The sequence below is a fragment of the Levilactobacillus namurensis genome (genome assembly GCF_032197885.1).
GTDB classification, from domain to species: Bacteria; Bacillota; Bacilli; order Lactobacillales; family Lactobacillaceae; genus Levilactobacillus; species Levilactobacillus namurensis_A.
This window is the reverse complement of record NZ_CP134159.1, coordinates 1,735,521-1,761,475: the sequence shown is the minus strand read 5'-3', so window position 1 is coordinate 1,761,475 and position 25,955 is coordinate 1,735,521. Positions and strand designations below refer to the sequence as shown.

The following is a 25,955-nucleotide window of genomic DNA, read 5'->3' as shown; positions in this document are numbered from 1 at the left end:
TGTGGAACTCACAGCGAGGTAAAGACCAAGTGGGGGAACTATTTTGCACGGTGTCCTAAGTGTGGTGAACGATTATTTCTGTATAAAGTTTGTTCTGAACTTGGTCAGCCTAATTCAGATGGGTTCTACTACAAAGCAAACCGCGTTTGGCGGCCGTAATGGCACACCAAAGAGAATCAGAAAATACAGCGAGAGCACGACAAGGAGGAAATTCGCATGAAGTATAACGAGTTCAAAAAGGCCGTTGAGGGCCTCAGCAAACATTATGAGGTGAAGAATCGTAGTGGTATTTTCCAAGACAGTGTCTTAATTGAATTCAAAGGTAAAGCTGTAGGAACTGTTCACAATGGAACGTTTGACATGCAAATTATGGACGGATTCAGTCTTTCAATACCCTATTCGAAAAAGCTATACATGCTAATGGCTGAGTTTTCTATGACGCCTGTTGCTGAACGCAAGGAACACCGCTGGAACGTGATAATTGGGCGAGATGTGGACGATGTAGAAGTCATGGCAGCTTATAGAAAATCCGGTTTTAATGGTTTTGATTTTCAGACAAGTGACTGCGTTCAACTAGACGATTTGAAGGATGATAATCTTCAATTTACGGATGAAGAATGCGACCTGCTGATCAAGGAACTTAAAAGGCTTCCTGACGGTGACCGTCTAGCCAAGATTGCCAAGCTGGGTAAGGTGCCGGCGCCAGAGGTGGACGATGACTAAGTATGTGAAAACAGTTCCAGTTGATTACATGAAAAAAGGGCCGCCCGGCAGCAGCCCTCACCAAATAAAACTCAACGCACCTAGTATACCACAAACGCTTATTTGATGGGGGTTAGACCATGATGGCAGTAGGACAAACGGAACTTTTCGAGGAACAAAATGATAAAGAGATTGTCAAGTACGTGAAACGGTTCTTTAACCGCTACTTCATGCGACTGGTTTTGAAGTCGGGCAAGAGCCTGGCTTCTTTGCAGTCACCAAAGTATGACGGCATGCCCAAGGCCCCAGGGGTTAGTGAGGACCGAGACGGAAAGTTAGTGGATCAGGCAGATTGCCAAATCGTTGTTGAGAGCGCGCTGGAGGCATTTCAGAACTGCACGAGTGTAGCAAGCCTGGTGGTGTGGCGTTCGTTCGTCAAACACGACCTGGACGTCCAGATTGCCATGACACTGCACTTGGGGCACAGCCAATTTGCTCGGCGGAAGAAGTCGGCGATGATCGAGTTCTACTACGCCTTCACTGGGCGGCTGGAGAGCAAAGGAATCGTCAATGATGAGCTGGACTTCACGGATTATCTACGGCGTAAACCGGATGTTTCTGGTACAAATTTGGGATAGAGATGGTACTTTTAAACCGGATTTAGGCCTTATATTGGTAGTATCAAATAAGTGATAGGGACAGCCCCTTTCACGTCGCCGTAGGCAAATGGTTAAGCCGCCTGGTGGTCCGCCATTAGGAAATGTGGGTTCGATTCCCACCGACGGCATTGCTATTGACTGAGTTTGCCTTAAACAGAGAGATAGGCACCGTGATGGGTAAGCCACTGATTCGACACTCTTTCAGTTAATGCATTGCCCCGCGGGTGGCATTGTAACTTCGCGTTAGTCCTGATGATGACCGAAAACTCATCGTGTGCTTGTGATGGAATAGGTAAACAGAAAGCGCGCTATGATGCGTAGCCGGTGGCTCTTCAATAATGGTGAAAGCCATAAATGAAATGCGACCGTTGGTTCTGTGAGTTGCGCCGCGGCGCTCATAGGTAATTGGTAATGAAGCAGAGATACCCCCAACCTGTAGGGTTCGACTCCCTACCAAGCACGTCACCCGGTTCACTACCTCCAAACAGGCCGGGTTCTGAATCCTTAGCTCAGCGGCAGAGCACCGCATTTGTGGGGACGCAGGTTCGAATCCTGCAGGGTTCGTTGGATGCAAAAATAAAAAAACTCAAATGGACTACAGACAATGATTTCGCATCCAAAATCAAATTCAAAGAGAAAGAAGGCAAAACTTCTCTCGAATTGAAAGTTAAAGTTAGGCCTGGCGGCAGTCGCCGGGCTTTTTTGATACATAGTTGAGGTGATCAGGATGGGCAAGCTAGGCCGGGAAGAGTTCTATCGGATTGCTGGAGTTAAGCAGCATGCTGAATTTGAAAAGTACTTGAAGGACATCCTTTTCAAGCCAGACGAGCGCCAGGAGTTTTACAAGGCCATGCTACGGGTTAGCACAGACGTCTACGTCGACAGCTTCTGGGCCTACTTCGAAGAATACGTCGCAGAGCGCAAGACCAATCAGCAGGACTATACGCCGGACACCGTGGCCCACATCTTGGCGGCCATCACGCGCAACAACCTCCAGGATTCCAATGGCTGGTCGGGATATGATCCAACGGCCGGGACAGGTTCGCTGCTGATTCAGAAGTGGAAGGACGACCAGCTAGCCGAGAATCCGCTCACGACCTACGCGCCTCACAACTATCTGTACATGGCCTATGAGGTGGCTGACAACGCCATTCCGTACTTGCTACATAACTTGGCGCTGCGGGGAATGAATTGCGTTGTGATACACGGAGACACGTTGGAACGGACTGCCAAGCAAGTCTACTTCGTTCAGAACGACAATGACGATTTCTTAGGATTTTCGTCAATCAACGTGATGCCCCACACCGATGAAGTTAAGGAACAATTTGAAATCAGTGGGTGGGAAGAAGAGGCCATTGACCACATTGAAAGTGGCTTGGTTAAGTTCTGGCCTACTTTGGCACCGATGCAGAAGAAAGCTTTAGAGATTAATCCGGACCCAATCGCTGGGACGTATGAAAAGCCTAGCGACCACTTGAAACTGAAAGATATTGCCACGATTGAGCGTGCGAAAGCAAAAAAAGTGTACCCCGCCGGGACGATAGTGATTCAGATGTCGGCGGCGCGGGGGCAGATCGGTTTGCTAAAATCCAGTGGTAGGGTCGGTACCCAGTACGCTTGTATCCAAACATCGTTCACACCGGGATTCGTCTTCTACATGCTAAAAGCACGGGCACCACGTTGGTTCCATCGGGTACAGGATGGGTTGAACTTGAAGCTTAAAGACATCGAAGATATTCCCGTGGCCATCACATTGGCGACACGGGAAGAAGAGTATGAGCAGTTATCGCTATTTTAGGGAGGTGGCCGGCATGGACCAGATGGTAAACAGCAGATTTGGCCTGGTCAGCCGCACAGAAGCGCGTTGCTTGGGCGACTTGGAACGTCAGCTTAAAGATGGACGGTGGCAACGTAAAAAGCCACAGCGACCACATAAGCCGCGTATTACAGTGTGGAGAAAAAACAGGGTAACAAGCGTGAAAAAATAAAAGAAGACCAGATTTTGGTCTTCTTAAAAATAATAATTTATTTATCGTCTTTATCTAACTTTTCCTTTACGTCATCAACCGTATCTTTAACAGCATCTTTGGCATCTGACAGTTTATCTTTAGCCTTACCTAGAATGCCTTGACCCTTACCTTCAGCTTCACGGGCCTTGTCGTTCGTAACCTTGCCTTCAACTTCTTTAGCTTTTCCACTTACCTTATCTTTGGTGCTATCAATCTTGTCATCTAGACTCATAATATAACCTCCCATAATGTATTTGTTACAACAGTATTATTCCACATTTTAATTTGCTTGTCTAATAAGGAGATCCTGCAAGAGATAGTGTAAATGACACTTATAAATTTAAATTTTCAGATTTTGAATCAAGCATCACTCGCAAAAGAGTGGTGCTTTTTCTGTAGGCGAAATCACAAAAGCAAAGGATGAGAGCAATGAGCATCACAGTTAAGCTTAATCCAGAAAACGCAGCTCAATTTTCATGGGCTTATTCGTATAACCAAGAAATAGAATATGAAGGCTCTCCCTGTTACGTCATAGGGTTGGAAAGGGATGCCTATGGTGATTTTTATGCCCAACTAAGTCCGACGCCAACAAATGAACTGACCGAAAAACAACGGAAAAATTTGTTTGCTGAAAAGTTAATTCGGGACACGTTGGTTGATTAGTCTCGGTATTTAGCAGCAATTACAAAACAACACGGATGTGGGGAGGTGGTGAGCACGGTTGTCAAGACGAAGAAATCCAGACCGGGACAAGGCTAAATCGATTTGGCTGGAATCCGGAAAACAGGAGCCACTTAAAGATATTGCCAGAGAGCTGGGCGTGTCTGCTTCAACGATTCGCAAGTGGAAATCAACGGATCATTGGGATGGGGACACTAAACGTAACGCTCCGATTCAAACGGAGCGTTACGATTCACTCCACGATAATCATAATGCAGTTGGTAACCATGGCGGGGCGCCACCACACAATCACAACGCGGTCACCCATGGTTTGTTTGCCAAGTGGCTTCCCGATGAAACTAGCGACATTCTGCAGGTTGTTGAGCAACAATCGCCGGCAGATATCATCTGGCAAAATATTACGCTGCAGTACACGGCAATTATCAGGGCCCAGCAGATTATGTACGTTAACGATCACAATGATCTAAGCGATGAGATTTCTGGTTCAGGTATGGGGACAACCTACGACGTGCAGTATGCATGGGACAAACAGGCCACCTTTATGGCGGCACAGTCTCGGGCAATGGGGACGCTAGGGAACTTGATTAAGCAGTTCGTAGCAATTGCTGATGAAAATGATATCCGGCGCAAGCGTATCACGTTGATGGAGGCCCAAGTTGACAAGGCTAAAGCAGAAGTTGCTCAGCTTAAGCGTGATAGCGACCGTGATAACCTGCCGTTACCGACATTCGTTGATGACGTACCAGAAGATGATGAAGAGATTGGAGGAGATGCCGATGGTAACGACAGCTAAGCGACCGAAGATAAAGATTAAGTACCTGATTGGTCATGGCTACAATGAGTTTTGGCGTGATCGACACTTTTTTCGCGTAGTCAAGGGTTCCCGTGGATCTAAGAAGTCTCGGACCACGGCGTTAAACTTCATCTACCGAATTATGAAGTATCCTTGGTCTAACCTACTGGTGGTCCGCCGGTACTCCAACACCAATCATGATTCGACGTACACGGTGCTTAAATGGGCGATTAACCGATTCGGGGTTAGTCGCCTTTTCAAATGCAATGAAGGTAAGCCAGAGATTACCTATTTGCCCACCGGTCAAAAGATTATTTTCCGTGGACTAGATGATCCACTGAAGGTCACCTCAGTTGACGTGGATACGGGTATTCTTAGCTGGGCTTGGTTCGAGGAGGCGTACGAAATCGAGAACTCGGATAAGTTCGAAACAGTTGTTGAATCCATTCGTGGGAGCTTAGATGATCCCTATGCTGAACACCAGTACGTTCCAGCGGACGAGTTAATCAAGCGGGAGAAGTGGAAGAAGGAGTTCTTCAAGCAAATCACGCTAACCTTTAACCCTTGGTCGGAACGGCATTGGTTGAAACCAATGTTTTTTGACCCGGAGACACGTAAACCAGATGTTTTTGCTCGAACGACTACCTTTAGGGTCAACGAGTGGCTTGATAAGCAAGATAGGCAAAGATACCTAGACTTGTATCGAACTAACCCTAGACGGGCTCAGATTGTCTGTGACGGCAACTGGGGTGTTGCTGAGGGACTTGTATTTGAAAACTGGATTGTTGAAGACTTTGATGTCAACAAGGTAGTAGCTGAGTCGGATGGCGTAGGTCACGGGATGGACTTTGGGTTCACTCATGACCCCACGACCTTTGCTGAAGCTGCTATTAATCGTGAGACCAAGGATATCTGGATTTTTAAAGAGCTGTATCAGAAGGCCATGACGACACAGGACATCTTCGATTGGTTGGACGATAACCACTACTTAAAGTCCGATATTGGGGCCGATTGTGCTGAACCTCGATTGATTGATGAGTTACAGGCTAAAGGCGTGCGGCGTATGCATGCGTCGATTAAAGGCCCTGATTCAATCGACTATGGAATCAACTTCTTGCAGGGCTATCGAATTCACATCCTGCCTAGTTGTGTGCATGCGATTGAAGAGTTTAACACGTATGTCTTCGACCGTGATAAGGACGGAAACTGGTTGAATAAGCCGGTAGACGCCAATAATCACTTTATTGACGCACTCAGATACGGCTTAGAAAAGTACATTATTCAATACGAGTCACTAGAGAAGCGCTTCGGTGTTGTATAAGCAAGGAGGTGAGTGAATGAGCAAAGATATTGTGGGACTTGATGGTAATCCATTGATTATGGACTTTATGCAGACCAAGCAGGCACCAACGGCAGGAACACGACACCCAGACCCCTTCTGTATGCAGCGGCCGGGGATGGGACACCATTTGGGCGACTACGAGTTGGAGCAACTGTATCAGGGTAATTCGATGGCCCGAAACATCGTGGACATTCCCGCTGAGGATATGACCCGTAACGGCTGGCATATCAAGATGGACGATAATTCCTTAGCAGCTAAGTATGAGGCACGATTAAATGAATTGAATGCTCAGAAGCGATTCAAGGACCTTTACCGATACTCACGGCTTTACCGAGCGGGGTATATTGCTATCAGTACGACCGAGAGCTGGAATTATGGACTTGAGGACCCTTTGAACCCAGACAGACTGTTGCGAATCCCATTTATTACGGCGTTTAGCTCCAAGAAGGTCAACGAGACCAAGTTCGATGATGACGTCTTCTCACCAACTTACGGGCAAGCTCTAAGTTATCAGATCAACAACGGAACCGCTGACGTGCAAGGGTCAAATTATTATGGGGTACAGCAGGTAGATAAGTCACGTTTGCTTCGCCAACAAGAACTGCGGTTCGAAGATGAAACGGAAGGTGTCTCGCTATTGGAGACCATTTACGACATCTTAATGACGATGGATACAGGGCTCTACTCGGTTGGTGAGATTCTTTACGACTATGTTTTCAAAGTCTTCAAGTCTCCATCGGTTGACGATACGAGCCCCGATAAGCTGTTGCAGGTCGGGGCGGCTGCTTCGTCAAAGTTTAGAACTGAGTCCACCGCATTAATTAGTGACAAGGAAGAGTTGACCAAGGAGTCAACCAACGTCGGTGGCATTGACAGCCTACTTGATTTCTTGTGGGAATACCTTAGCGGCGCGGCCCGCATGCCTAAGTCGGTTCTTAAAGGCCAAGAGGCCGGGACACTGACTGGGGCACAGTATGATGTGATGAATTACTATAGCCGCATTGCTTCAGACCAAGAAAACAAGATGCGTCCCCAACTGGAATACTTGCTCAAGTTGCTTATGCGAGCCAGTGATGAGTGTGGCGGACCGTTGGACCCTGACACTGTTGACTGGTCCATCGAATTTAACCCGCTGTGGTCGGTTGATTCGCAAACCGATTCGCAGATTCGCTTAGCAAACGCTCAGGCCGACCAGATTTACATTCAAAACGGCGTGCAAGGACCTGAAGAGGTTCGAGAGGCACGTTTTGGTTCCAGTGGCATGGACCCGGATGGCTCAGTTGATATGGACAGTATGAGTGATGACGAGCGCCGGGCGGTAGTTGAGGCTTATCGCAAAGAACATGGCGGTGATTAGCCATGAGAGTGCCACACACGCGTTATCCACTAAGAATTGAGAAATCATACGCACATACTGTCGGTAAGGCTGTAGGCCAAGTTGAGAGCACTACACTACTGTTGCTTAAGTCAGAGGTCAAGCCAGTAATTGACCGAGGAACTGTCAACGACTCGCTTTACAACGACGACATGATCGACTGGGTTGAATCCATAATTAACCGGTTAAAGGAGCTGATTCTTGGTTCTTTTACAGACACTGACGCGAAGCAAATGGTTGAGCGGTTTATGTCGGCTATCAACACCAGTAATCGTGCCAACGTGTCGTCACAGATTCAGGCTCACGAGTTGGTGAAGCATGCAACGTTGCTTCCTAGTGGTAAGCCGGTAATCATGGCAATTAATCCAGTCGCAGGAGATGCGCAGCTTGACGGCTACGTCAAAGGTAAGATTGCCGAAAATGTCAGTTACATCAAGGGTATCCGCGATGATTATGCGACGAAGATTGAGCAGATTATCTACCGCGGCGTCACAAAAGGGCAGTCTTATGGTGAGATGGCGGAAGCAATCCGTCACCAAGGCAAGGTGAGTCGCAATCGCGCCGCTTTCATTGCCCGGGACCAGTCCGGGACCATCTACAGTCAGATGACCCGTACTAGGCACCAAGCAGCTGGAATTAACCACTTTCAATGGCGTGGAATGATGGACGAGCGTGAACGTGCCAGTCATGTGGCACGTGAAGGCATTATCTACAACTACGACACGGCTGACTTGCTACCCGGAGAAGATTATGGGTGCCGTTGTACTGGTGATCCAGTTTTTGATGACGAATTAGATGACTCAGAAGAATAACGAAACGAAGGGAGGTGAAAGTATGGCAGATACAAATTCATCTAGTGCCGCAAGTACGCCAAGCTCTGCAGCACCTAGCTCTAAAACTGTTACTAGCATGTATGCTTCGAGTACGACACCAGCAGCACCAGCAACTAAGCCTAAGGGTACGGCCAAGACCGTGACCTTAAAAGAAGGCGACAAGCTATGGCGGGTTGCCACTGATGCTGGTATTTCACTGGACACACTTGTACAAATTAATGGCTTGAAGGACTATTCGGTTAAGCCCGGTAAGGTTCTGCAATTGCCATAGGAGGTGATTGCATGAAATTCTATGATCGTGCTGAGCTTGGCAAGTATACTGAAACGCCCGAAGGTTATTTACACGGGGAGTTTCCGATTACGCGTCCCGGAGTCTTCCCGTATATGCGTAATGGTGGAAGTGTCTCCCAAGTGGCAAAGCTTCCGGATGAGGTATTTTCTAAGGAGACCATCGAATCTGCCAACAATAAGCCATTGACTAATGACCACCCAAACGTGGGTGTTGATGTGCGGAACTTCAAGGCATTATCTGTAGGGATGACCGACAGTGACGCCCACGTTGAAGACAATAAGCTGGTAGTTGGGGCAACCATTACGGACCCAGACATGATTGCTCAGGTTAAGTCGGGTAAGCGGGAACTTTCAATTGGCTTCAATGCTGACGTTCCTACAGAATCCGGAGAGTACGGCGGAGCCCAGTATGACGCCGCTCAGCGTAATATCAAGATAAATCACATTGCTATCGTAGATAGAGGCCGCGCAGGTCATGGAATTTCAATCCATGACAGTGCGGTTTTTGTTATGGGCGATAACAACACGAATACAGGAGGAAAACACATGGCTAATTTGATTATCGACAGCCAACAGTTCGAAGTGGACCAGCATGTTGCAGATGCCCACGACGACTTAAAGAAGCAAGTGGCTGCTAAAGAGGCTGAACTTGCAAAGCTAAAGAAGCAACTGAACGGGGCGAATGACGAAGCGGCAAGCTCTAAGAAGGAAGCCGACTCACTCAAGGGCGAACGGGATGCCTTGAAGACTCAGCTTAAGGATGCTCAAGATAAGCAACTTGATCAAGACGCCTTAGACAAGCGTATTGATGCGCGGCTTGCATTACAGACTAGTGCGGCCCGTTTCGTCGGTGATAGCTTCGACTTCAAGGGAAAGACTGACCGGGAAGTTAAGGTGGCTGCCATCAAGACCACCAATGATTCCTTTGATGAAAAGGATAAGTCTGACGACTATATCAATGCATTCTACGATTCTGCGGTTTCCTTGGCAGATAAGAAAGGGTTCACTCACACGTTGGGTGGCCAAGGTGGGAACCAAAACGAAACTGACTCGGTAGATAAGCTCAAAGGCGACCGAGCCAACGCCTACAAGTAAAGGAGGGATAACTCATGGGATTAATTCCACGACCACAAATGTACATGGACCCCAACATTGGGTTGGGCAAGATTGCCGACATTCGGCACACAGAAGTTGACTCTGCAGTCGCTGCTGGGGTAGTCGCTGCCGGAGCTGCCGTTCAAATGAGCTCAGGGGCTGTTACGACCGTTAGTGACGGTAAGTTCTATGGCGTTGCAGTAGCCAAGGACTACGTCGATAACTTGGATGATTCTCCGCAAACGTCTAAGTACAAGGCTAAGCAGATGGTTCCTGTTTTACGTAAGGGGACCATCAATGTTGCCATCACGGCCGACGTTACGGAAGGACAACCAGCTGCTGTTGATGGGACGACTGGGAACTTCAAGCCGGCCGCAGATGCTGACACGATTGTGGGGACGTTTAAGACAGCGGGTAAGTTTGTTGCCGACGACGCCACTGCGGGCTCAACGGCACAACTTCAAATTAACTTGCCATAAGGAGGCGACAGTAGATGCCACAAGAATTAGCAATGATTGAAAATCGCGACTTAATCGCAATGGAAAAAACGGTGCTTAAGGCACCACAAGAAGAATTAATTGGTCGGTCACTGTTTCCGACAATTCCGGGGGTAAATCCCGGGGCAGAGACCTACGGGTACAGCCTAATGACCCGGCACGGTGCTGCCAAGGTTATTGCCAACGGGGCCGATGACTTGCCAATGGTCGACGAAGACGTTAAGCGAGCTTATCAGCCAATCTACACTATTGCCGCTGGTATTCACTTCACGTATCAGGAAGTATTTGCCGCTCAAATGGCCGGACAACCGCTTCAAACGGATAAAGCTGAAACGGTCCGCCGGGCAATCTCCGAAAAGGAAAATGACATCATCTTCAACGGGGAATCAAAGGTTGGTATCACTGGTCTGACAAACCTGGAAGGTATTCAGGCAATGAACGCCGACAAGAAGTTTTCAGAGTCGACCGGGGCAGAGATGCAAGAGACCTTACGTAAGGCTAAGTCCTTAATTACTGTAATTCCGGGGTTCAATCAAGCGCGGTTGAAGCTAGTTTTAGCACCAGCCCAATATGAATCTTTGAACTCACGTTACAGTGACTACGACTCCCGGACTATTCTGGAAGTCATCAAGGCCGCCGGCTGGTTTAATTCCATCGAAACAACCTCTGCTTTAGTTGGTAAGGGGTTGGATAACTCAGAATGTGCGATGATCTTTGATTCCACGGCACAGACTGGCGGTTTTTTGCTCCCTCGTGACGTCACGCAGTTCCCACAAGAAGCGCACTATCCTAACACGATTGTGCCTTATGATGAACGGACCGGTGGCCTGGTAATCAAGACGCCGTACGCCATCGTTAAGCTGTCAGGAATCTAAGGAGGACGCCATGTTAGTTAAAAATAAGGGTAAATTCATTCACAACGTTGGTGGGGTGCAACTGGTCCCCGGTTCTAACCAACTCACCAAGAAGCAATCCGAAGCATTCAACACGGCTATCAAGTCGAACAAGTTGAATGCTTTTTTAGTTGAAAAGGGCACCTTATCTGCTGTTGAAGGTAAAGGTGGCAAGGACGTGCAAAGTGTTACTGACATGACCCTTGACCAAGCGCTGCCTGAGATTGCTGACACCGTATCGGTTGAGACACTGACCAAGTGGTTAGCCGATGAACAACGCGGCGCCGGTCGTAAGAAGATGGTGGACACGTTGAAGGCTCGGATTGCTGAATTAAAGACCCCGGAAGATGAATAGAGGTGGTCTAAGTGGATGAAGCGGATAAGAGCACCATCCAGAACGTTCGGCTGATTCGGTCGGACTTGACGAAGGTCAGTGACGATACTATCCAACTCGCAATTGATGATGCTTGGACTGAAGTTCAGAACCGGGGTTTCCCCACACAGTATCAAGAGCAAGCATGCCGTTATCTAGCAGCGAGTCTGATCAGTCGTGAGGATGACCGTGTTTCTCTGAAGCAAGTTGGGGATTTGAAGAAGCAATATTTCAAGGGTGTCAACGCTTGGGCCGACCGGTACAAATACTTGTTGGGCCAGTTCGGTGATGGTGGCTCCCTCAGAATTGTGGTGATTTGATGGAAGATTTTGACAGAATCCCAGATGTTGAACGGGAGATGGCGGAGCTAAGTCATCTACAGTTGCAGGTTGGGATATTTGGTGAGGACGGGTCGTTTATGCAAATGATTGCGTCCGCCAACGAGTATGGCGCTGATATTGAACCGAAAAACGGCAAATGGTTGACGATTCCCACCGAGAATGTGCCCAAGGGAGCTAAGGCCCGGGATATTGAGGGCCTTTTTCGACCAAAGGACAAAAACATTCTTGCTGTCAGTGATGGTAAGGGCGGACTTATCCCAATGTTCTATCTGGCTAAGAAAGTTCATATCCCAGAGCGATCCTTTATTCGGTCTACCTTTGACGAAAATGTTGATGATTGGGTTGAGTATCTTGTTGATCAAGTTATCGAGCTGGGGATGGGTGATAGCGGTATTACAGCTAGAAAAATCATGGAATCTTTAGGTAATCGCATTCAACGGAGTATCGTGCAAAAAATACGCTCCATTGAATCACCTGCCAATTCTCCCATAACTATTGCTCGTAAAGGTTCTAACTCACCACTGGAAGATACAGGTCATCTTATTGATGCTGTGAGATATAAGGTGGTGAACGTCTGATGTATGAAGAGTTTGCCGACATGCTAGTGGAATTTGGAATCCCACTGCTAGTGTATCTACCTGCCAATGGTGAGGGTGGTCACTTAGAGCATGGAACTTGGGTTAAGGACTCTGAGACGCCACCAGTTGAGGTCAGTGAGCCACTGGTGGTGCCATCCAAGACATCACTGTACAGCATGGAGGTTCAGCATAATGCGGGTGGGGAAACGCAGTCTTATGATGCTGTTTGGTATTCAACGATGGAGGCCCCTAAGGGAACAGTCGTTGAAAATAAGCGGACCGGTCGAAAATACGTTGTTGACCACGAGCGGGATTATACGGATTACTCTGACGTGCACGAGTACGACCTGAAGGGGGTAAGTAACCATGACTGACGGTTCTTTCGAGTATGGAGGACTAGCCGACGTTCTAATTGACGAAGTTAAAGGCCTTGTGGGATGTGACTTAGTTGAGCAGGACTTTTCTGGCCCGCAACGCGCTTACCCTTTCTTCACTTATAAGATCACTACGCCTTACATCAAGGACATGGAGCAAATGAATAACGGTGAGATGTTCGATTTGACGGTCTCAATGACTTGCTGTAGTGACAACAGCATTAAGGCTCAAGACCTCGCTATGAAGCTCTTCAAGAATCTCAAATCTGATGCCGTGCGTCGCAAACTTCGAACAGATCACGATATTGTAATTTCCGACATTGACTCTTTCAACAACCGAAGCGTTTTTCAGTCCATCAATTACGAACGGCGCGTTGGGTTTGATTTACATCTTCGAGTAGTAGATGGCTTCCATGAAGATGTTCCAACCATCGACAAGATTAACTTAGATAATACAAATTAAGGAGGTAGCTAAATGACTGTAGCTACGAAAATTGGTGACATCATTGTTACGATTGATGTCAACCACCCGGTAATCCCTGTTGGTTTAGGGGTCCCGGGACTTTTTATTAAGGGTGATACCCAAAAGGACCAAGTGTATTCAAGCTTGGATGCCTTAGCGGCTGACTACGCGGAAGGCACAAACATTTATAATGTGGCAGCTGCTTACTACGCACAACCGAATGCGGGGACCACAATCGAAGTGATCACCTACACAGCGTCCACGACTGATGCTAATACGAAGGCAACGACTGGCGGGATTTCTGCGGCCGCTGCGGATTACTTCTTTAGCGTTTGGCATTTCGCCGTTGTTATCGGTGATAATGACGCAGATCAGCTGGAACTTAGCAACTACATCGAAGAACAGAACTTTAAGTTCTTAGTTGCGGAGTTCCCCACGCCGGATGCAGCGAAAGCTTACACCAATAAGCGGACCATTAACCTAATTCATAAGGCCACGACGGATAACTTTCCGGTGGCTTTTTTAGGTCGAGTAGCTAACCAGACGGTCGGCTCTGTGACGTGGAAAGGTAAGGGAGATTTAGTGGGTGTTGAGGTCGATGACTTGTCCTACCCAGAGTATGCGGCAATTGAGGCGGCTCATGGTATCTGCTATGTGGTCAAAGGGAAAAAGGCCGTTAGCTCTAATGGCTGGACGGCTTCTGGAGACTGGATTGATGTCTTACACGGTAGTGATTGGGTCAAGGTCAACATTGAATCATCTCTTCAAGATTTGTTGAACACGCAAGATAAGATCACTTTCGATGATCTTGGATTTGCTCAAATCCAAGCAGTTGTTGAGAAGGTTCTCTCTACGGCCTATGCCAACGGGATTATTGCTTACAATGCCACAACTAAGGCAGCGGACTATTCAGTTACGGCTGATAAGTATGCCGACCTGTCTGTTGAGGACATCAAGAACCGTCAATACAACGGGATTCACTGGTCTTATACGCCTGCCGATGCTGTGCATGGCATGAAGGTCGGCGGTACTCTCGATTTTCCATACTAAAGGGGTGATAAATAATGGCTAAATGGAATTACGATGCAACTGATGTCAAGGTCATTGCTGATAGTGAACCCATGTACGGATATCAACCCGGAGACATGGTCTCAGGCGAACGAGCCAACAACTCTGAAGATTATGATGTTGATGCTCAAGGCTGGGGTGTTTTTAGTACAAACAATGACATTCATGGAACTATCACGATTAACCTGTCTGCTGGCTCACCAGCGAACCTTAAGTTGATGGCTCTCGCTAATGCCCATAAAGAATTTACGTTGAGTGTTACGACGCCACACGAACGGGTTTACTCGAATCAGGCCAAAATCCAAAAGGTGCCATCATTTGGTGCGGGGACCAAGACCGGCGTTAAAGCATGGGTAATCTTGTGCATTGACTACAACGATGAAATGAACGAATAAAACTAGACGCTTAGGGTTCGACTCCCTGAGCGTTTTTTGTACCAAAAATTTATATAAAGGGTGATTACAAATGACTGAAGCAAAGAAAACTGTATCGCAAGACACTAAGGCGACCAACGAGGTGGCTAAGGCACGACAAAAACGTGATGAAGCAGAGCGAGTACCACTGAAGCGAATTGGTAAAACTGAAACTATCACGGTTGAAGATTTCGATGGTCCCAAAGACTATACCTTCTTCTTCCCTGGTTTAAAGAAAGCTCACCAAATCGTTGACTTTGCCCGCATGGGGAATGGCGTCATTAATAACTCTGTATATAACGAAAGCTTAATGAAGACGGTAATTGTGGATCCTAAGACGAACTGGGATTACTGGGATGAACATGACGGTTACGGTGAGGTCATGGAAAAGGCTGATCAGTTTCTTGGCAAATGGCTGCAAAAGTAATCGTAAAGGGATGCAATTGGAGCTCGCCTATCGAGACAATCGGCAGTATGAGTGGCCGGTTGAGATGGGGATTGCTACGCGCGAAGAGGTTGAGTTGGCGACCTTTGATGAACTAGAAATGTTTAACTATCAAGCTGATAAAAAGTTTGAGTTGATGCAAGAATTGAATCCCGAAGAATAGTGAGGTGAAAAAGTATGGCAATCAAGCACACGACAATCGACATTGATTGGAAAGTTGATGATAGTGGACTACGGTCTGCGAAAGGTAGCGTCAAGACACTAGAAACGGCAACAAAGTCGGCAACGACGGCAAGTGCCAGTTTCTCAGCCAGTCAGCGAGCTTCAGCAGTGGCCCAGCGAGAGTCTACGTCAGCTGCCAAGTCTTATACCGAGGACCAACGCAATTCTGGACGACAGGATCGAGAGTCTGCGCAAGATAGGGCCAAGCTGAAAGAGCAGGTAAAGGAATACGAAAATGAGCTTAAGTCTTCGCGAAAGTCGTTAGAACTTAGCCGGAAGGCCGATGCTTCGTATACCGAGACCTTGAAGGCGCAGGGCCATGCACATGCGGCCAATAGTGACCATATTCGGTCACTCCGCAGCACATACGCGAGCTTACAGACTCAGTACGGTAAAGAGGTAACCCAGCTTCAGCGGATTAAAGCAGCTAATGGAGCAACAACGGAGGCTTATCAGGCACAGCGAAAGCGTGTTAATGATTTAGGCCTACAGATGGCTAAGACTTCTAACGAACTCAACGGATTCAATCGAGCCCAGAAGTCCATGAAGACGGCGTCTGAGTCTGCTAACCGTGTTTATGATAAGACCAAGGCATTGAGCCTAGGTGTTGGCGCCGCGTTTGTCTATGGAGCTAAGAAGGCCATTGAGCTTCAGCATGAGTACAAGGTCACCAATAACTTGCTGACGACTGGTGGTGAGAGTGCCAGAACTTCACTGAAGGCCACTAAGCAAATGCAGGCTGATGGTGCTAAATACTCTATCCAGTATGGCAAGTCCCAAAAGTCAATTGCTGAGGGGTATCAAGAGCTAACCAAGCGTGGTTACACCTCTGAGCAGTCTCTTGGTTCTATGAAGTCCATGCTAAAGGCATCTGTAGCTTCTGGGGACAGTTTCTCAGACGTTGTGCATGATTCAACAGCAGCCTTAGAGTCCTTCGGAATGCGGGCCAACTCTACTGCTGGCATGATCAAGAACACTAAGACAGTTACTAATCAAATGGCATACGCTGCTGATTTGACGGCAACGGACTTCCATTCGATGGGGATTGCTCTTAGTTATTCTGGTGTCAGTGCTAAGCAAGCCGGATTAAGTCTGTCCGAAACTGCCAGTGCAATCGGTATCTTATCTAATAATGGTCTCGAAGCTGATAAAGCCGGGACTGGGTTACGTAAGACACTGACCAGTCTACAGACACCTTCAAAAGCAGCACAAGGTGCGCTTGATAAATTAGGACTTTCAACCAAAGATTTCACCAAGAAAAATGGTGATATGAAGTCTATGGCTGACACTTTTAGCCTAATTCAAAAGCATAGTGCCAAGCTAGGAGCGACTGAAAAGGCCTCTGTATTCCATAATCTGTTTGGGGCAACAGGGCAACAAGCTGGAGCCATCTTAGCTGAAAATGCTGATCAGCTTGGCAAGTTAAACGAGAAGGTCAAGGATTCAGCTAAGAATGACTATACCGGCAAGCTGTCTGCCAAAAACATGCAGTCTGCTCAGAACCAAATCAACAAATTCAAACAGGCAGCATCAGGATTAGCCATCACTTTTGCACAAACGGTACTCCCGTCGATTACTAAACTGGCAATCGGTATGGGGGGCTTGCTGGAGAAGTTCGGCAAACTCGATAAGTCACAAAAGACTATGCTGACGTGGACTGCCATAACGGTTGCTGCATTGGCACCGGCAGCGAAAGTTGTTAGTGTTATCACAACGCTAGGTAGTGCGGCCATCAAGACGGCCAAGTTCGTCAAAGGCTTAGCTGTGTCGCAGGATGCATTAGCAGCGTCATCGACGGCTTTGGCAGAATCCGAAAGTGCTGCTAGTGCCGCAAGCTCGGTCTCTTCGGCAACTACCGGCAAAGTTGGGAAACTATCTGCTTCTAGTTTAGTCTCTAAACTTGCTTATGCTGGTATTGGTTTAAGTATTGGTAGCGATGTTGTTAAAGCAATTCATTCTGGTGTTGATAGCAAGCAAGGCGGCAAGGAGTTATGGCACGGCGCTGGTTCCGCAGTCGGCGGTGGAGTTGCAGCCGCTCTAAGTGGTGGAAATCCACTTGTTGCCACAATTGGTGCAGCTGTTGGTGGGGCCATAGGCAATACAATTGCTGATAGTCCCATTGTTAAACAAGTAAATAAGACAGAACGCAAAAATATTCATAGTTACGATGCCAGCGCTAAAAAGAGTGGCTCAGTGAGTCACCAAACGCTACGAACTAATCCTTACGGTTCCAGTGCTGGTAATGATATTTCTGGCTTATCTGTAGGTAGTTCTAACAATAAGAGCATAAGTGGTGGCTCACACAAGTCTTCTGGTAAGGCATCTAAGAAGGACAATCCCTTCGACTCTTTGCCAAAGGACGCACGAACCGCCACCCAGACAGCGACTCAGCTAGTCAGTTCGGCAAATAAGGACTGGGCCAATGCTGCAGCCGATTTTTCCTTAAAACAGACTAAGAAAATCAAGGCAGACGAGTCCTCACTGCTTACGTCTAATAGCACTAAGTACGACAAAGCATACTCAGCTCTGTCAGGTTATGTCGATAAGACGACTTCTAAATCAACTAAGGCCGCAAGCTTTTTGGAAAAGATTGGTGCAACTAGTGCTGGTTCAGCACAAAAGGCACTTAATTCACAAAAGTCATACAATCAAAAGCACTTGGCGGCTGTCAAAGCCGACTATACGGCGATTGAACGTGATGAGCGTACCGGTGGTAAGAATAGGGTCGCACTGGTTCGGAAGCTGAATTCAGATATTCTTAAGCTAACCGATAAAGGAAATCAGAAGCAGCAGTCCTTACTAAGAAACCTAAACTCTCGGACATCTAAGCTAACAACGAAGCAATACAACTCGGTGGTCAGTCAGTCGGCCAAATCTTATAGTCTGACGAAATCCAATGCTAAGAAGACTTACACTGCGCAAGTTTCTTCAGCAAAGGACCGTTACGATCAGACTCTAAAGTCAGCTAAGCAGCTTTATGGTGTAAAGTCTGCTGAGTATAAGCGAATCAAGGGATACGCTCAGGATCAGTACGACAAGACCACTAGTGCGGCATATGATCAGTACAAGAAAACGGTGCACTGGGCAGAAAAGCAACGCGATGCCGTAGTTCAAGCAGCCGCTGATGCCGCAGGTGGTATCAACGGGATTATGGGCGTTATGTCCAATAATCTTGAAACTATGCTTAATCAAAACTCTTCTGCAACCGGCTCTAAACACCAAAAGCCAGTATCTGATACGCAGTCCATCAAGAATAACTACAATCCCGGAAACAAGTTAGCCAAGGCAGCTGGGAAAACTTATATGGGTAGCGGGATTACAGTCAATCAGGGACTCCCTGGAAAAGCTGTTGGTGGATCAATCCGTAAGACCGGTATGGCAATGGTTGGGGAAAATGGCTCCGAGGTCTTACAACGCGGGAAGCAATTCAGCGTTGTGGGTGCTAAGGGTGCGCAACTTCTACAGGTACGGTCAGGTGATCGTATCTACAACCACGCAGATGTTACTAAGATGGTGCGAGGTTCCTTTGGACAACGACTCCCTAACTTTGCTGCTGGCACGACCCAGTTAACTAGCTTTGCTACTGGTAGCGGAGCCGCTATGCCAGGGCTGAGCAAGAAGACTTCTAAAGACTCAATTTCGGAATCCAAAAAGATGTCGAAATTAGTCACTAAGAACTACGGTGACATGTCTAAGAAGTCTGCTTCGTCGCTGAAACAGCTCAACAAGAAGAACGCCTCATTGTGGCATGATACTCGCACTGATGCGGAATCTGAGACCACTAAACTGCATAAGCAGGCGGTCAAGAAGTTTGACGATGTCAAAGATGATACAGTCGCCTCACTGAAGTCGATGCACAAGCAGTTTAACAGCGTCACAACGGACCTAGTTAGCGATTTTGGGTCCATTTTTGGCAAGTTAAAAGGTCAAGCCCATGACGGGATGGCCGGTGCAATTTCATCGATGAATTCCGGTATCAGCAGTATCGATACCACACTGGCACAGTTTGGTGGGAACAAGTCTGTTTTGAAGCCAATTCACTACGCAACTGGGTCTAAGGGTCCAATTGCTAGTGATCAACTGGCTGTTCTTAACGACGCAACAAGTGGCCCTCGACAAGAACTAGTGGCACGTGGCAGTCAACTTTTGAAGCCTATTGGTAAGGATGTCATTACGCCCCTGAAAAAGGGTGATGAAGTCTTCAACGGATCACAGGTTGAGAAGGCCAAACCATACTTGCCACACTTCAAGAAAGGTACTGGTGCGTCTGATGATAAGCTGATTAGTCTGGCTACTAAGAATCACAAGAACCCAGATGCTGCTTGGAAACGTGACTTTGATGGCAAGACAGCTAATCCTAAGGGGTCCGACCTGCAACGTGGGTTGACCACTACAGCCAAGGGCGCAACAGATTCTGTCGGCCCTAATTGGTACAAGGCTGGATGGAACGTCATCAATGATGCAATTAATGGCGGTAGCGGGGCCGGCGGTAACTGGGCCCACTCACCAGGGCTTGCTAAGGAGGATGGGTTTGGAACATCTCGTGCCCAGTACTATGGTGCTGGTGCCGCTCATGATGGTGTTGATTTCAGTGGACCATTGGGATCAGCTATCAGAGCCATTCATGGTGGAACTGTTTCGAGAATTGGTGGCGTTGGAATTTCTGATTTAGGTAAAGTCATCATTGTAAAGAGTGATGATGGATTCCAAGAAATTTATCAGGAATTCGGTGGCATGGGTAATATTAAAGTTGGCGTTGGCGAAACGATAAAAACGGGACAGCGTATTGCGACGCTAGGAAAGCTGGTCGGTACAGGATCTGGTCCTCACGTTCATATCGGTGTTACTAAAGGAAATCCGCTGAAGAAGAACATGCTGTCTACTAGCGGCTGGTACGATGTAACCAAGATGCATGGCAAGAGCTCTGGCGCGGAGAAGAGTAAGTCTAAGGATACTGGCGTTGAAAAGCTGTTCAAGCGAGAGATTGGCAAGTCAGCATTGGCTTGGATTTCTAAGCACCTGCAAACTGAGACTGGTGGTAGTTTTGGTGGCTCAATGGGCGGTAAATCCATTACAAAAGCTATGATCAGCAAGGCCGAAGAAGTCATGAAGGTTCCTGAAGGAATTCGTGATCAAATTGCGAGTGCCATTCTCAAGACAGCAATGTCCGAAACTGGTAATCGGTCAATCATGCAACAGATTCATGATTCAAACTCTGGCGGTAATGAAGCGCGGGGCCCACTACAGTACACGCCTGGAACCTTTGCGGCATACGCCGTTAAGGGACACAAAAATATCATGAACCCGTATGACCAAGTCTTGGCATTCCTGAACAACTCGGACTACAAAAATGCGACTGGAAACACATCTATTCGGGGAACTGCTAAGTATGATTGGTTACATTCTGGGCCACAGGGGCATCGCCGCTTTGCCGAGGGCGGTCGCCCGAAGGTTGGTGAGTGGTCAATTGTTGGTGAGAAGGGACCAGAACTCTTCAAGCCAGACTCAGCCGGAACCATTTATCCGCACGAGAAATCGAAGCAGATTGCGAACCAAGCAATTCCTTCAAATTCACGACACAGCAGTAAACCCAAGATTGATTTTCACCCAACGATCAATGTCAATATCACTGGTGATGCTGGTGGAAATGCTAAGAAGCAACAAGTTATGAAGTGGGTCAAGGAAGCGATAGGTGAAAGCTTTGAGCAGTTACAAGACTTGTTAGGAGGAGCTTAATGGTAAAACCTGTATACAAGCGAACTCGGGATGGGACTTCCGAGTTTTTTGGTGCATACATGCACGAGTACGGAAAAAATAAGATGTCTCAACGAATCGGGATTCATGCCAAGACTGAGGATGATGATTCTGCTTCAGAGGTAACTCAGTATGCGATTGAGAAGGGCGAACCTATCACTGATCATTCGCGGCCAACAAGTAAGACAATCACCCTTTCAATCTTGATTCAAGAAGATACGATGGCTAAGGCTAATAAGGTTTGGTCCAAACTGAATAAGTGGCGATTCGATGGCACACAAGTGGTTTTTAAGGGCGCTGTTGTCTACTACAAACACCTTCAAATTGAGGACTTAACCCGTCATGGCGAAAAGTACACCTCTACCATTGAGGCAACAATGAGCCTCAAGTTTGTACATTTTGCTAAGACTTCCCGAATCAAAAAGAAGGGGAAGAAAAATAATGGTAGCAAGAAGCGAACGGGAAGCACCAAGTCCGAACAGACCAAGGGTACTTATCGCAAGACTAAAGCCGGGGACACCTACTGGGGTTTCCATCAAAGCTTTGGAACATCGATTGCGATGTTGCGTAAGTGGAACAAGTATCCGGATAGGAAGATTCCAATTGGTGTCCGGGTTCGAGTTAAGTGAGGTGAATGGTGGTGTCACAGCGTGACTATATTCCGGTAGATGTTGATGATTTGCCGGAAATTTTTGAAATTGAATTAGCAGATATCACCTTCAACTTTGGAGTGTCCTACAACGCTGTTGGTGATTTTTTTTACGGTCGATTTATACGACGAGGACCTCAATCCCATCATTTTGGGAGAGAAATTGGTACTCAATCATCGACTATGGGCCTATGTCAATGATGACCGACTACCAGCGGTCGACCTTGTGCCGATGGACGAATCTGGACAATCTACAGCCGTCAATGCTGAAACCTTTGGACGAACCGTCTTCTTGATGATTGATGACGTTGACCCAACAGATGATCTTAGTAGCGATGACTATTGGAATTGGCGAAGATGGAGGTGATGATGATGGCAGCTAAGTATCAAGTGGATCGGCGAGTCAAGTTGGTTCTGGATACAGGTAAGGAAAAAGTGACGCTTGAAAACCTCAATCGGCTGAATCATTTGTTGGAAATTCAGTTTAGCGTGCCATTTTCTAGCGAACCCACACCAGATGTTGCGACAGTGACCATCATGAACTTGTCTAAGAAAACACGAGCTCTTTTCAAAAAAGGAGAGCACGTCACACTTTATGCCGGGTATAAAGGCGATGTTGGTGTTTTAACGGAAGGGAACATTAACAAGATTCCGCCACTGTTGTGGTCCGGGGTGGACTCCCAATTCAGTTTCACCTTCATCCAGGGTGCCGACTACTCCAAGAAGAAAGACGTTTCGATTACCTTCAAGAGAGAGTCGAACGCTGAACAAGTTATCAAGGCGATTGCCAAAAAGTCAGGTATTCCGCTGAAATCCATCAAGCTACAAATTCCAAAGAAATTTAAAAAGGGCTATACAGCTGATGGTCAACCGTTGGAATTGATTGAGTCTATCGCTAAGAAGTGTGGTTCGGTTCTCCGAATCGTGCGTGGAAAATACTGCGTGGTCTATGACACCAGTGCCAGTGATCTGCAGAAAATCGTGCGAACACGGCGCGCGGCAGTTCGGTCGGCTCATACCCACTACACCAATAAGGTGCGCCAGCAAGGGACGGCCGCCAAGTATCGGTCGTCGACGACGGCGACCATCTCAAAGGATCGTGCTCAGTACAAGAAGAATTTAACTGCCGCACAAGGACGTTTGGATAAAGCCAAGACCAAGAGCGGTAAGGCCGCAGCCAAAAAGTCCGTAGCTCATTGGCAACAACGCATCAGTGAGGTTGGCGGATTGAAGTCCCACAAGAACGCGGTAGCTTCCTACGCCAAGCGGACCCAGGAAGTTAAAGATGCAAAGGACGATTGGGAAAATGCACAGAAGCTTTTGAATAAAGCGGAGAAGGCCTTACGGAAGGCTGGTGGGGCTAAGAAGAATAGTACGGCCACCAAGCCAGCCGAATTCTTGCTGTCGAACACAACTGGACTGACTGAGGAACCAAGCTACAGCGAAGATGACGATGGTGAATCATGGAGCTTTAGTTGCCTGCTGCAGCATCGCATTACGACAGACTCCGTAATCAAAGTTAAGAGCCGGAATTTGAATCGAACGATGGTCGTCGATAATGGGGAACACGCTTACGACGGTTCCTCATTTTTGACTACGGGGGTGCTTAAGTAATGGCAAACAAGCGACAGGATTTGAAGTTTTTTAGATTTTTTGCCCGGAAGGTCAAGCGTGAGACACACGTCCATCTACTTTGTCGAGTGGTTTCAGTCGAGTCAGATCATACCTGCACCGTGCAACCACAAGACCTTGCGTCTGATGGCGATAAGCGAGGGATGATTCTGAGTGTACGAATTCCTAAACATGCTCGAGACGATGTCAAAAAGGATGTCAGCGTTAGTGTGGGCTTCTTTGATCGCGACGTTTCAGAAGCAGATGTAGGCGATACAGGGGATATTTCAAATGCGTCAGACCGTTTGCATAGCTTGAATGACGCATTTATCGAGGCGGTGTTTTAATGGCTGACTTACGGGATATGAAACAGAACGCGAGCGGTGACTTAGTGATTAACGATGGGCAAATGGAAACAGTTAGTGGTCAGGAAGAACTGGCTCAGTGCATTCGTACCATTATTAGCAATCAACTTGGCGATGCACCGCTGGCCCCAGAATTGGGGATGGATTATGAGAACCTGCTAGGTGAGGACTTTAACGAGGCGTTTGCGCAAAGCGATTTTGAAGATGCCATCTTGGATCAGGAGCCACGGGTAGTGGCCATCACTGATACTGAATTTAGTTTGGACCATAAAACGCGGATTCTGTCAATAACATTGACGATGACTGTAGATATGAACCAAACCGAAAATGAGGATAATTACGAAGAAATTGAGCAGGAGGTGACACTAGATGGCGGATACTAGTACTGAGTATGGGGCGACCGAACATGGCTATATCGCAGAACCCGAAGATGCAATTTTAATTGATCTCTTTGAGCTGGCTGGTAGCCTGATGGGAGCCAACATTGATACCTCTGAGAAGTCAGTTCTAGGTAGCTTCATTCGTATCGTAGCTCACCGTATGGCAATTTACGAGCAGACCATCGGTAAGGTCTGGGATTCCTGGTTTTACGATACTGCCACGGGAGTTAACCTGGATAAGGTTGTCGCACTGCTGGGGCTGACACGAAACAAAGCCCAACCAGCTTATGTAACGCTTAACTTCACCGGGAAACCAGATACCGTAATTGACCCGGACGAAATGTTTGAGACTGAGGACGGCCAAATTTTCATGCTCGAGGACACGTTAATCTTGGACGCTGATGGTAACGGGTCTGGAACCGCAGTATCGATGGACGAGTCCGCCGATGCTAACGTAGCAGCGGAAACTATTACTAAGCAGACAATGCCGGTCGAAGATATCACATCCGTGACAAACCCGATTGCGGCGACTGGTGGCATGGTGACTGAAGATGATGAGGCCTTTCGTAAACGCGTAGAAATTTTTGAGAAATCATTGTCTGGAGCCACTCAAGACGGGATTAAATCGTCTGTAGCAAACGTAGCTGGTGTGGACCAAGTAGAGGTCAACGTCAACGATACCAATGAAACTGATGCTAATGATGATCCACCTAAGTCTATTCACGTCTATGCCGCAGGGGGAATCGATGGGGACGTCGCACAAGCAATCAGTGACGTGCTAGCGGGAGGTACCCAAACAGTGGGTTCTACAGTATGCCGAATTCTTGACCGAGGCGGACACCCGCAGGAAATTCACTTTGACCGACCAACCGGGGTCCCACTCTTCATGTCGATTACTTTAGATATAGACAGCACGCTGTTTGAATCTGATGGTGTTGACCAAATCAAAGACAACATTAAAACGTACCTTAACTCCTTAACGATGGGAGATAAGGTGCGTTTTACGTATCTGTATACTTTGGTCTATAGCGTTACGGGGGTTACGGATGCCGACATCAAGATTGGCCGTTCAAAGGAAACTTTGACAGCCGCTGATATTCAGCTTGCGACCTTTGAAGCAGTAGCCTACGAAGATGGAGATATCGAGGTGGTTACGAATGCAGATTGATCCAACCCTACAGAACTTGCCACCATCTTTTGACCGCTCTACCGAATCAAATAACTGGAAGCTGATGCAACTGGCTGAGCAACCCATGAGTAAAGGTGAGGACCAACTAAACTTCATGTTTAAAATGCGGGCGTTGGATACTTCCAAAAAGGAGTTTCTTGATCGAATCGGGAAACTTATTGGCATTTACCGTGGACAGGCCGATGATGACTTTTATCGACGCATGATCTACGCACGGCTCGCGCGGCGACATACCGATGGGACCATTAATCAAATTTATGATGTCGTCTCGGCAATCCTCTCTGCGGACCCACATGAATTCCGGGTACGCTCTCTTTGGAACGTAACTGGTGAACCGATGGCAATTGAGGTCTTGAATGTCCCGGCAATCTATATTGACTCGCAGGAGAAAGAGGCCTTACTTCTGGATCAAATTAGGTCATCAGTCGCGGCCCCCACGCGGGTAGCTGGAATCGGATTCCAGAAGACGGTTAATTCCACGCTTTACTACGCAATGCAATTTCAGACGACACAAGTTATCGAATCGACGATGAGTGTGCCGCAATTAAAGGAGGGATAAA

32 protein-coding genes and 2 tRNA genes are annotated in these 25,955 nt (G+C 47.4%); 33 read left to right on the top strand and 1 reads right to left on the bottom strand.

Annotated features, from left to right (window positions below; genetic code table 11):
• Window positions 1-216 precede the first annotated feature (216 nt).
• The 6 genes from RIN67_RS08485 to RIN67_RS08460 all read left to right on the top strand — a co-directional run bounded on the left by RIN67_RS08485 (window position 217) and on the right by RIN67_RS08460 (window position 3,349).
• The gene (locus RIN67_RS08485; protein WP_264999213.1) at window positions 217-723 is read left to right on the top strand and encodes a hypothetical protein; all 507 of its coding nucleotides are present in this window, start codon (window positions 217-219) and stop codon (window positions 721-723) included.
• Window positions 724-842: 119 nt separating this feature from the next.
• The gene (locus tag RIN67_RS08480) at window positions 843-1,340 is read left to right on the top strand and encodes an ArpU family phage packaging/lysis transcriptional regulator (RefSeq protein ID WP_264999214.1); all 498 of its coding nucleotides are present in this window, start codon (window positions 843-845) and stop codon (window positions 1,338-1,340) included.
• Between the two features lie 74 nt (window positions 1,341-1,414).
• Window positions 1,415-1,489: transfer RNA gene (locus tag RIN67_RS08475), tRNA-OTHER, on the top strand.
• A gap of 370 nt (window positions 1,490-1,859) precedes the next feature.
• Window positions 1,860-1,925 (top strand) — tRNA-OTHER (locus tag RIN67_RS08470).
• 163 nt (window positions 1,926-2,088) lie between these two features.
• Window positions 2,089-3,159: an N-6 DNA methylase gene (locus RIN67_RS08465; RefSeq protein WP_264999215.1), complete on the top strand. Its 1,071-nt coding sequence runs from the start codon at window positions 2,089-2,091 to the stop codon at window positions 3,157-3,159.
• Window positions 3,160-3,172: 13 nt separating this feature from the next.
• Window positions 3,173-3,349 carry a hypothetical protein gene (locus tag RIN67_RS08460; protein ID WP_264999216.1) on the top strand — a complete coding sequence of 59 codons (177 nt, stop codon included), beginning with the start codon at window positions 3,173-3,175 and terminating at the stop codon, window positions 3,347-3,349.
• 37 nt (window positions 3,350-3,386) lie between these two features.
• On the opposite strand, the gene RIN67_RS08455 is transcribed toward RIN67_RS08460, so the two are convergent.
• Window positions 3,387-3,602: a CsbD family protein gene (locus RIN67_RS08455; RefSeq protein WP_035464847.1), complete on the bottom strand. Its 216-nt coding sequence runs from the start codon at window positions 3,600-3,602 to the stop codon at window positions 3,387-3,389.
• Window positions 3,603-3,799: 197 nt separating this feature from the next.
• Between RIN67_RS08455 and RIN67_RS08450 the strand changes: the two genes are divergently transcribed.
• The 27 genes from RIN67_RS08450 (at window position 3,800) to RIN67_RS08330 (ending at window position 25,954) form a co-directional block, all read left to right on the top strand.
• Window positions 3,800-4,033: a hypothetical protein gene (locus RIN67_RS08450; RefSeq protein ID WP_264999217.1), complete on the top strand. Its 234-nt coding sequence runs from the start codon at window positions 3,800-3,802 to the stop codon at window positions 4,031-4,033.
• A gap of 58 nt (window positions 4,034-4,091) precedes the next feature.
• Entirely contained in the window at window positions 4,092-4,844 is a 753-nt protein-coding gene (gene terS / locus RIN67_RS08445; protein ID WP_264999218.1) for a phage terminase small subunit, read from the top strand.
• On the top strand, window positions 4,822-6,165 hold the full coding sequence (locus tag RIN67_RS08440) for a PBSX family phage terminase large subunit (protein WP_390894550.1): 1,344 nt from the start codon (window positions 4,822-4,824) through the stop codon (window positions 6,163-6,165). The genes terS and RIN67_RS08440 overlap by 23 nt, the downstream gene beginning before the upstream one ends.
• 16 nt (window positions 6,166-6,181) lie before the next feature.
• The gene (locus tag RIN67_RS08435) at window positions 6,182-7,543 is read left to right on the top strand and encodes an anti-CBASS protein Acb1 family protein (protein ID WP_313825927.1); all 1,362 of its coding nucleotides are present in this window, start codon (window positions 6,182-6,184) and stop codon (window positions 7,541-7,543) included.
• A gap of 101 nt (window positions 7,544-7,644) precedes the next feature.
• A complete protein-coding gene (locus tag RIN67_RS08430; RefSeq protein ID WP_264999221.1) occupies window positions 7,645-8,373 on the top strand; it encodes a phage head morphogenesis protein in 729 nt (242 codons plus the stop codon).
• Between the two features lie 22 nt (window positions 8,374-8,395).
• A complete protein-coding gene (locus RIN67_RS08425; protein ID WP_264999222.1) occupies window positions 8,396-8,665 on the top strand; it encodes a LysM peptidoglycan-binding domain-containing protein in 270 nt (89 codons plus the stop codon).
• A gap of 11 nt (window positions 8,666-8,676) precedes the next feature.
• On the top strand, window positions 8,677-9,780 hold the full coding sequence (locus RIN67_RS08420; RefSeq protein WP_042254691.1) for a DUF2213 domain-containing protein: 1,104 nt from the start codon (window positions 8,677-8,679) through the stop codon (window positions 9,778-9,780).
• 14 nt (window positions 9,781-9,794) lie between these two features.
• Window positions 9,795-10,259, top strand: a complete 465-nt coding sequence (locus RIN67_RS08415) for a structural cement protein Gp24 (protein WP_042254689.1) — start codon at window positions 9,795-9,797, stop codon at window positions 10,257-10,259.
• 14 nt (window positions 10,260-10,273) lie between these two features.
• On the top strand, window positions 10,274-11,152 hold the full coding sequence (locus tag RIN67_RS08410) for an encapsulin (protein WP_226458070.1): 879 nt from the start codon (window positions 10,274-10,276) through the stop codon (window positions 11,150-11,152).
• A gap of 10 nt (window positions 11,153-11,162) precedes the next feature.
• A complete protein-coding gene (locus RIN67_RS08405) occupies window positions 11,163-11,525 on the top strand; it encodes a hypothetical protein (RefSeq protein ID WP_086231918.1) in 363 nt (120 codons plus the stop codon).
• A gap of 11 nt (window positions 11,526-11,536) precedes the next feature.
• Window positions 11,537-11,863 (top strand): DUF4054 domain-containing protein, encoded by a 327-nt coding sequence (locus RIN67_RS08400; protein ID WP_085763032.1) that lies wholly within the window; start codon window positions 11,537-11,539, stop codon window positions 11,861-11,863.
• Window positions 11,864-11,961: 98 nt separating this feature from the next.
• Window positions 11,962-12,462 (top strand): hypothetical protein, encoded by a 501-nt coding sequence (locus RIN67_RS08395; protein WP_264999223.1) that lies wholly within the window; start codon window positions 11,962-11,964, stop codon window positions 12,460-12,462.
• Window positions 12,462-12,836 (top strand): hypothetical protein, encoded by a 375-nt coding sequence (locus RIN67_RS08390; RefSeq protein ID WP_264999224.1) that lies wholly within the window; start codon window positions 12,462-12,464, stop codon window positions 12,834-12,836. The genes RIN67_RS08395 and RIN67_RS08390 overlap by 1 nt, the downstream gene beginning before the upstream one ends.
• Window positions 12,829-13,299: a phage neck terminator protein gene (locus tag RIN67_RS08385; RefSeq protein WP_313825929.1), complete on the top strand. Its 471-nt coding sequence runs from the start codon at window positions 12,829-12,831 to the stop codon at window positions 13,297-13,299. The genes RIN67_RS08390 and RIN67_RS08385 overlap by 8 nt, the downstream gene beginning before the upstream one ends.
• Before the next feature lie 12 nt (window positions 13,300-13,311).
• Complete coding sequence (locus RIN67_RS08380) at window positions 13,312-14,349, top strand: DUF3383 domain-containing protein (RefSeq protein WP_264999226.1); 1,038 nt, start codon at window positions 13,312-13,314, stop codon at window positions 14,347-14,349.
• A 14-nt stretch (window positions 14,350-14,363) separates the two neighbouring features.
• Window positions 14,364-14,762 (top strand): hypothetical protein, encoded by a 399-nt coding sequence (locus RIN67_RS08375; protein WP_042750524.1) that lies wholly within the window; start codon window positions 14,364-14,366, stop codon window positions 14,760-14,762.
• A gap of 70 nt (window positions 14,763-14,832) precedes the next feature.
• Complete coding sequence (locus RIN67_RS08370) at window positions 14,833-15,207, top strand: hypothetical protein (protein ID WP_264999227.1); 375 nt, start codon at window positions 14,833-14,835, stop codon at window positions 15,205-15,207.
• A gap of 10 nt (window positions 15,208-15,217) precedes the next feature.
• Complete coding sequence (locus RIN67_RS08365; protein ID WP_313825930.1) at window positions 15,218-15,388, top strand: hypothetical protein; 171 nt, start codon at window positions 15,218-15,220, stop codon at window positions 15,386-15,388.
• 14 nt (window positions 15,389-15,402) lie between these two features.
• Complete coding sequence (locus RIN67_RS08360) at window positions 15,403-21,183, top strand: phage tail tape measure protein (RefSeq protein WP_313825931.1); 5,781 nt, start codon at window positions 15,403-15,405, stop codon at window positions 21,181-21,183.
• Window positions 21,183-21,830, top strand: coding sequence for a LysM peptidoglycan-binding domain-containing protein (locus RIN67_RS08355; RefSeq protein ID WP_086231911.1), 648 nt, complete (start codon window positions 21,183-21,185; stop codon window positions 21,828-21,830). The genes RIN67_RS08360 and RIN67_RS08355 overlap by 1 nt, the downstream gene beginning before the upstream one ends.
• A gap of 5 nt (window positions 21,831-21,835) precedes the next feature.
• Window positions 21,836-22,051 carry a phage baseplate plug family protein gene (locus RIN67_RS13380; protein ID WP_390894214.1) on the top strand — a complete coding sequence of 72 codons (216 nt, stop codon included), beginning with the start codon at window positions 21,836-21,838 and terminating at the stop codon, window positions 22,049-22,051.
• On the top strand, window positions 21,951-22,217 hold the full coding sequence (locus tag RIN67_RS13375; RefSeq protein WP_390894216.1) for a phage baseplate plug family protein: 267 nt from the start codon (window positions 21,951-21,953) through the stop codon (window positions 22,215-22,217). Before RIN67_RS13380 ends, RIN67_RS13375 begins: the two co-directional genes overlap by 101 nt.
• A 5-nt stretch (window positions 22,218-22,222) precedes the next feature.
• Complete coding sequence (locus RIN67_RS08350; RefSeq protein ID WP_264999231.1) at window positions 22,223-23,464, top strand: hypothetical protein; 1,242 nt, start codon at window positions 22,223-22,225, stop codon at window positions 23,462-23,464.
• A complete protein-coding gene (locus RIN67_RS08345; RefSeq protein WP_069360090.1) occupies window positions 23,464-23,808 on the top strand; it encodes a hypothetical protein in 345 nt (114 codons plus the stop codon). The genes RIN67_RS08350 and RIN67_RS08345 overlap by 1 nt, the downstream gene beginning before the upstream one ends.
• The gene (locus RIN67_RS08340) at window positions 23,808-24,209 is read left to right on the top strand and encodes a GPW/gp25 family protein (protein ID WP_052951336.1); all 402 of its coding nucleotides are present in this window, start codon (window positions 23,808-23,810) and stop codon (window positions 24,207-24,209) included. Before RIN67_RS08345 ends, RIN67_RS08340 begins: the two co-directional genes overlap by 1 nt.
• Complete coding sequence (locus RIN67_RS08335; RefSeq protein WP_139960768.1) at window positions 24,196-25,374, top strand: baseplate J/gp47 family protein; 1,179 nt, start codon at window positions 24,196-24,198, stop codon at window positions 25,372-25,374. Before RIN67_RS08340 ends, RIN67_RS08335 begins: the two co-directional genes overlap by 14 nt.
• Window positions 25,364-25,954, top strand: coding sequence for a hypothetical protein (locus RIN67_RS08330; protein WP_264999233.1), 591 nt, complete (start codon window positions 25,364-25,366; stop codon window positions 25,952-25,954). Before RIN67_RS08335 ends, RIN67_RS08330 begins: the two co-directional genes overlap by 11 nt.
• Window position 25,955 lies beyond the last annotated feature (1 nt).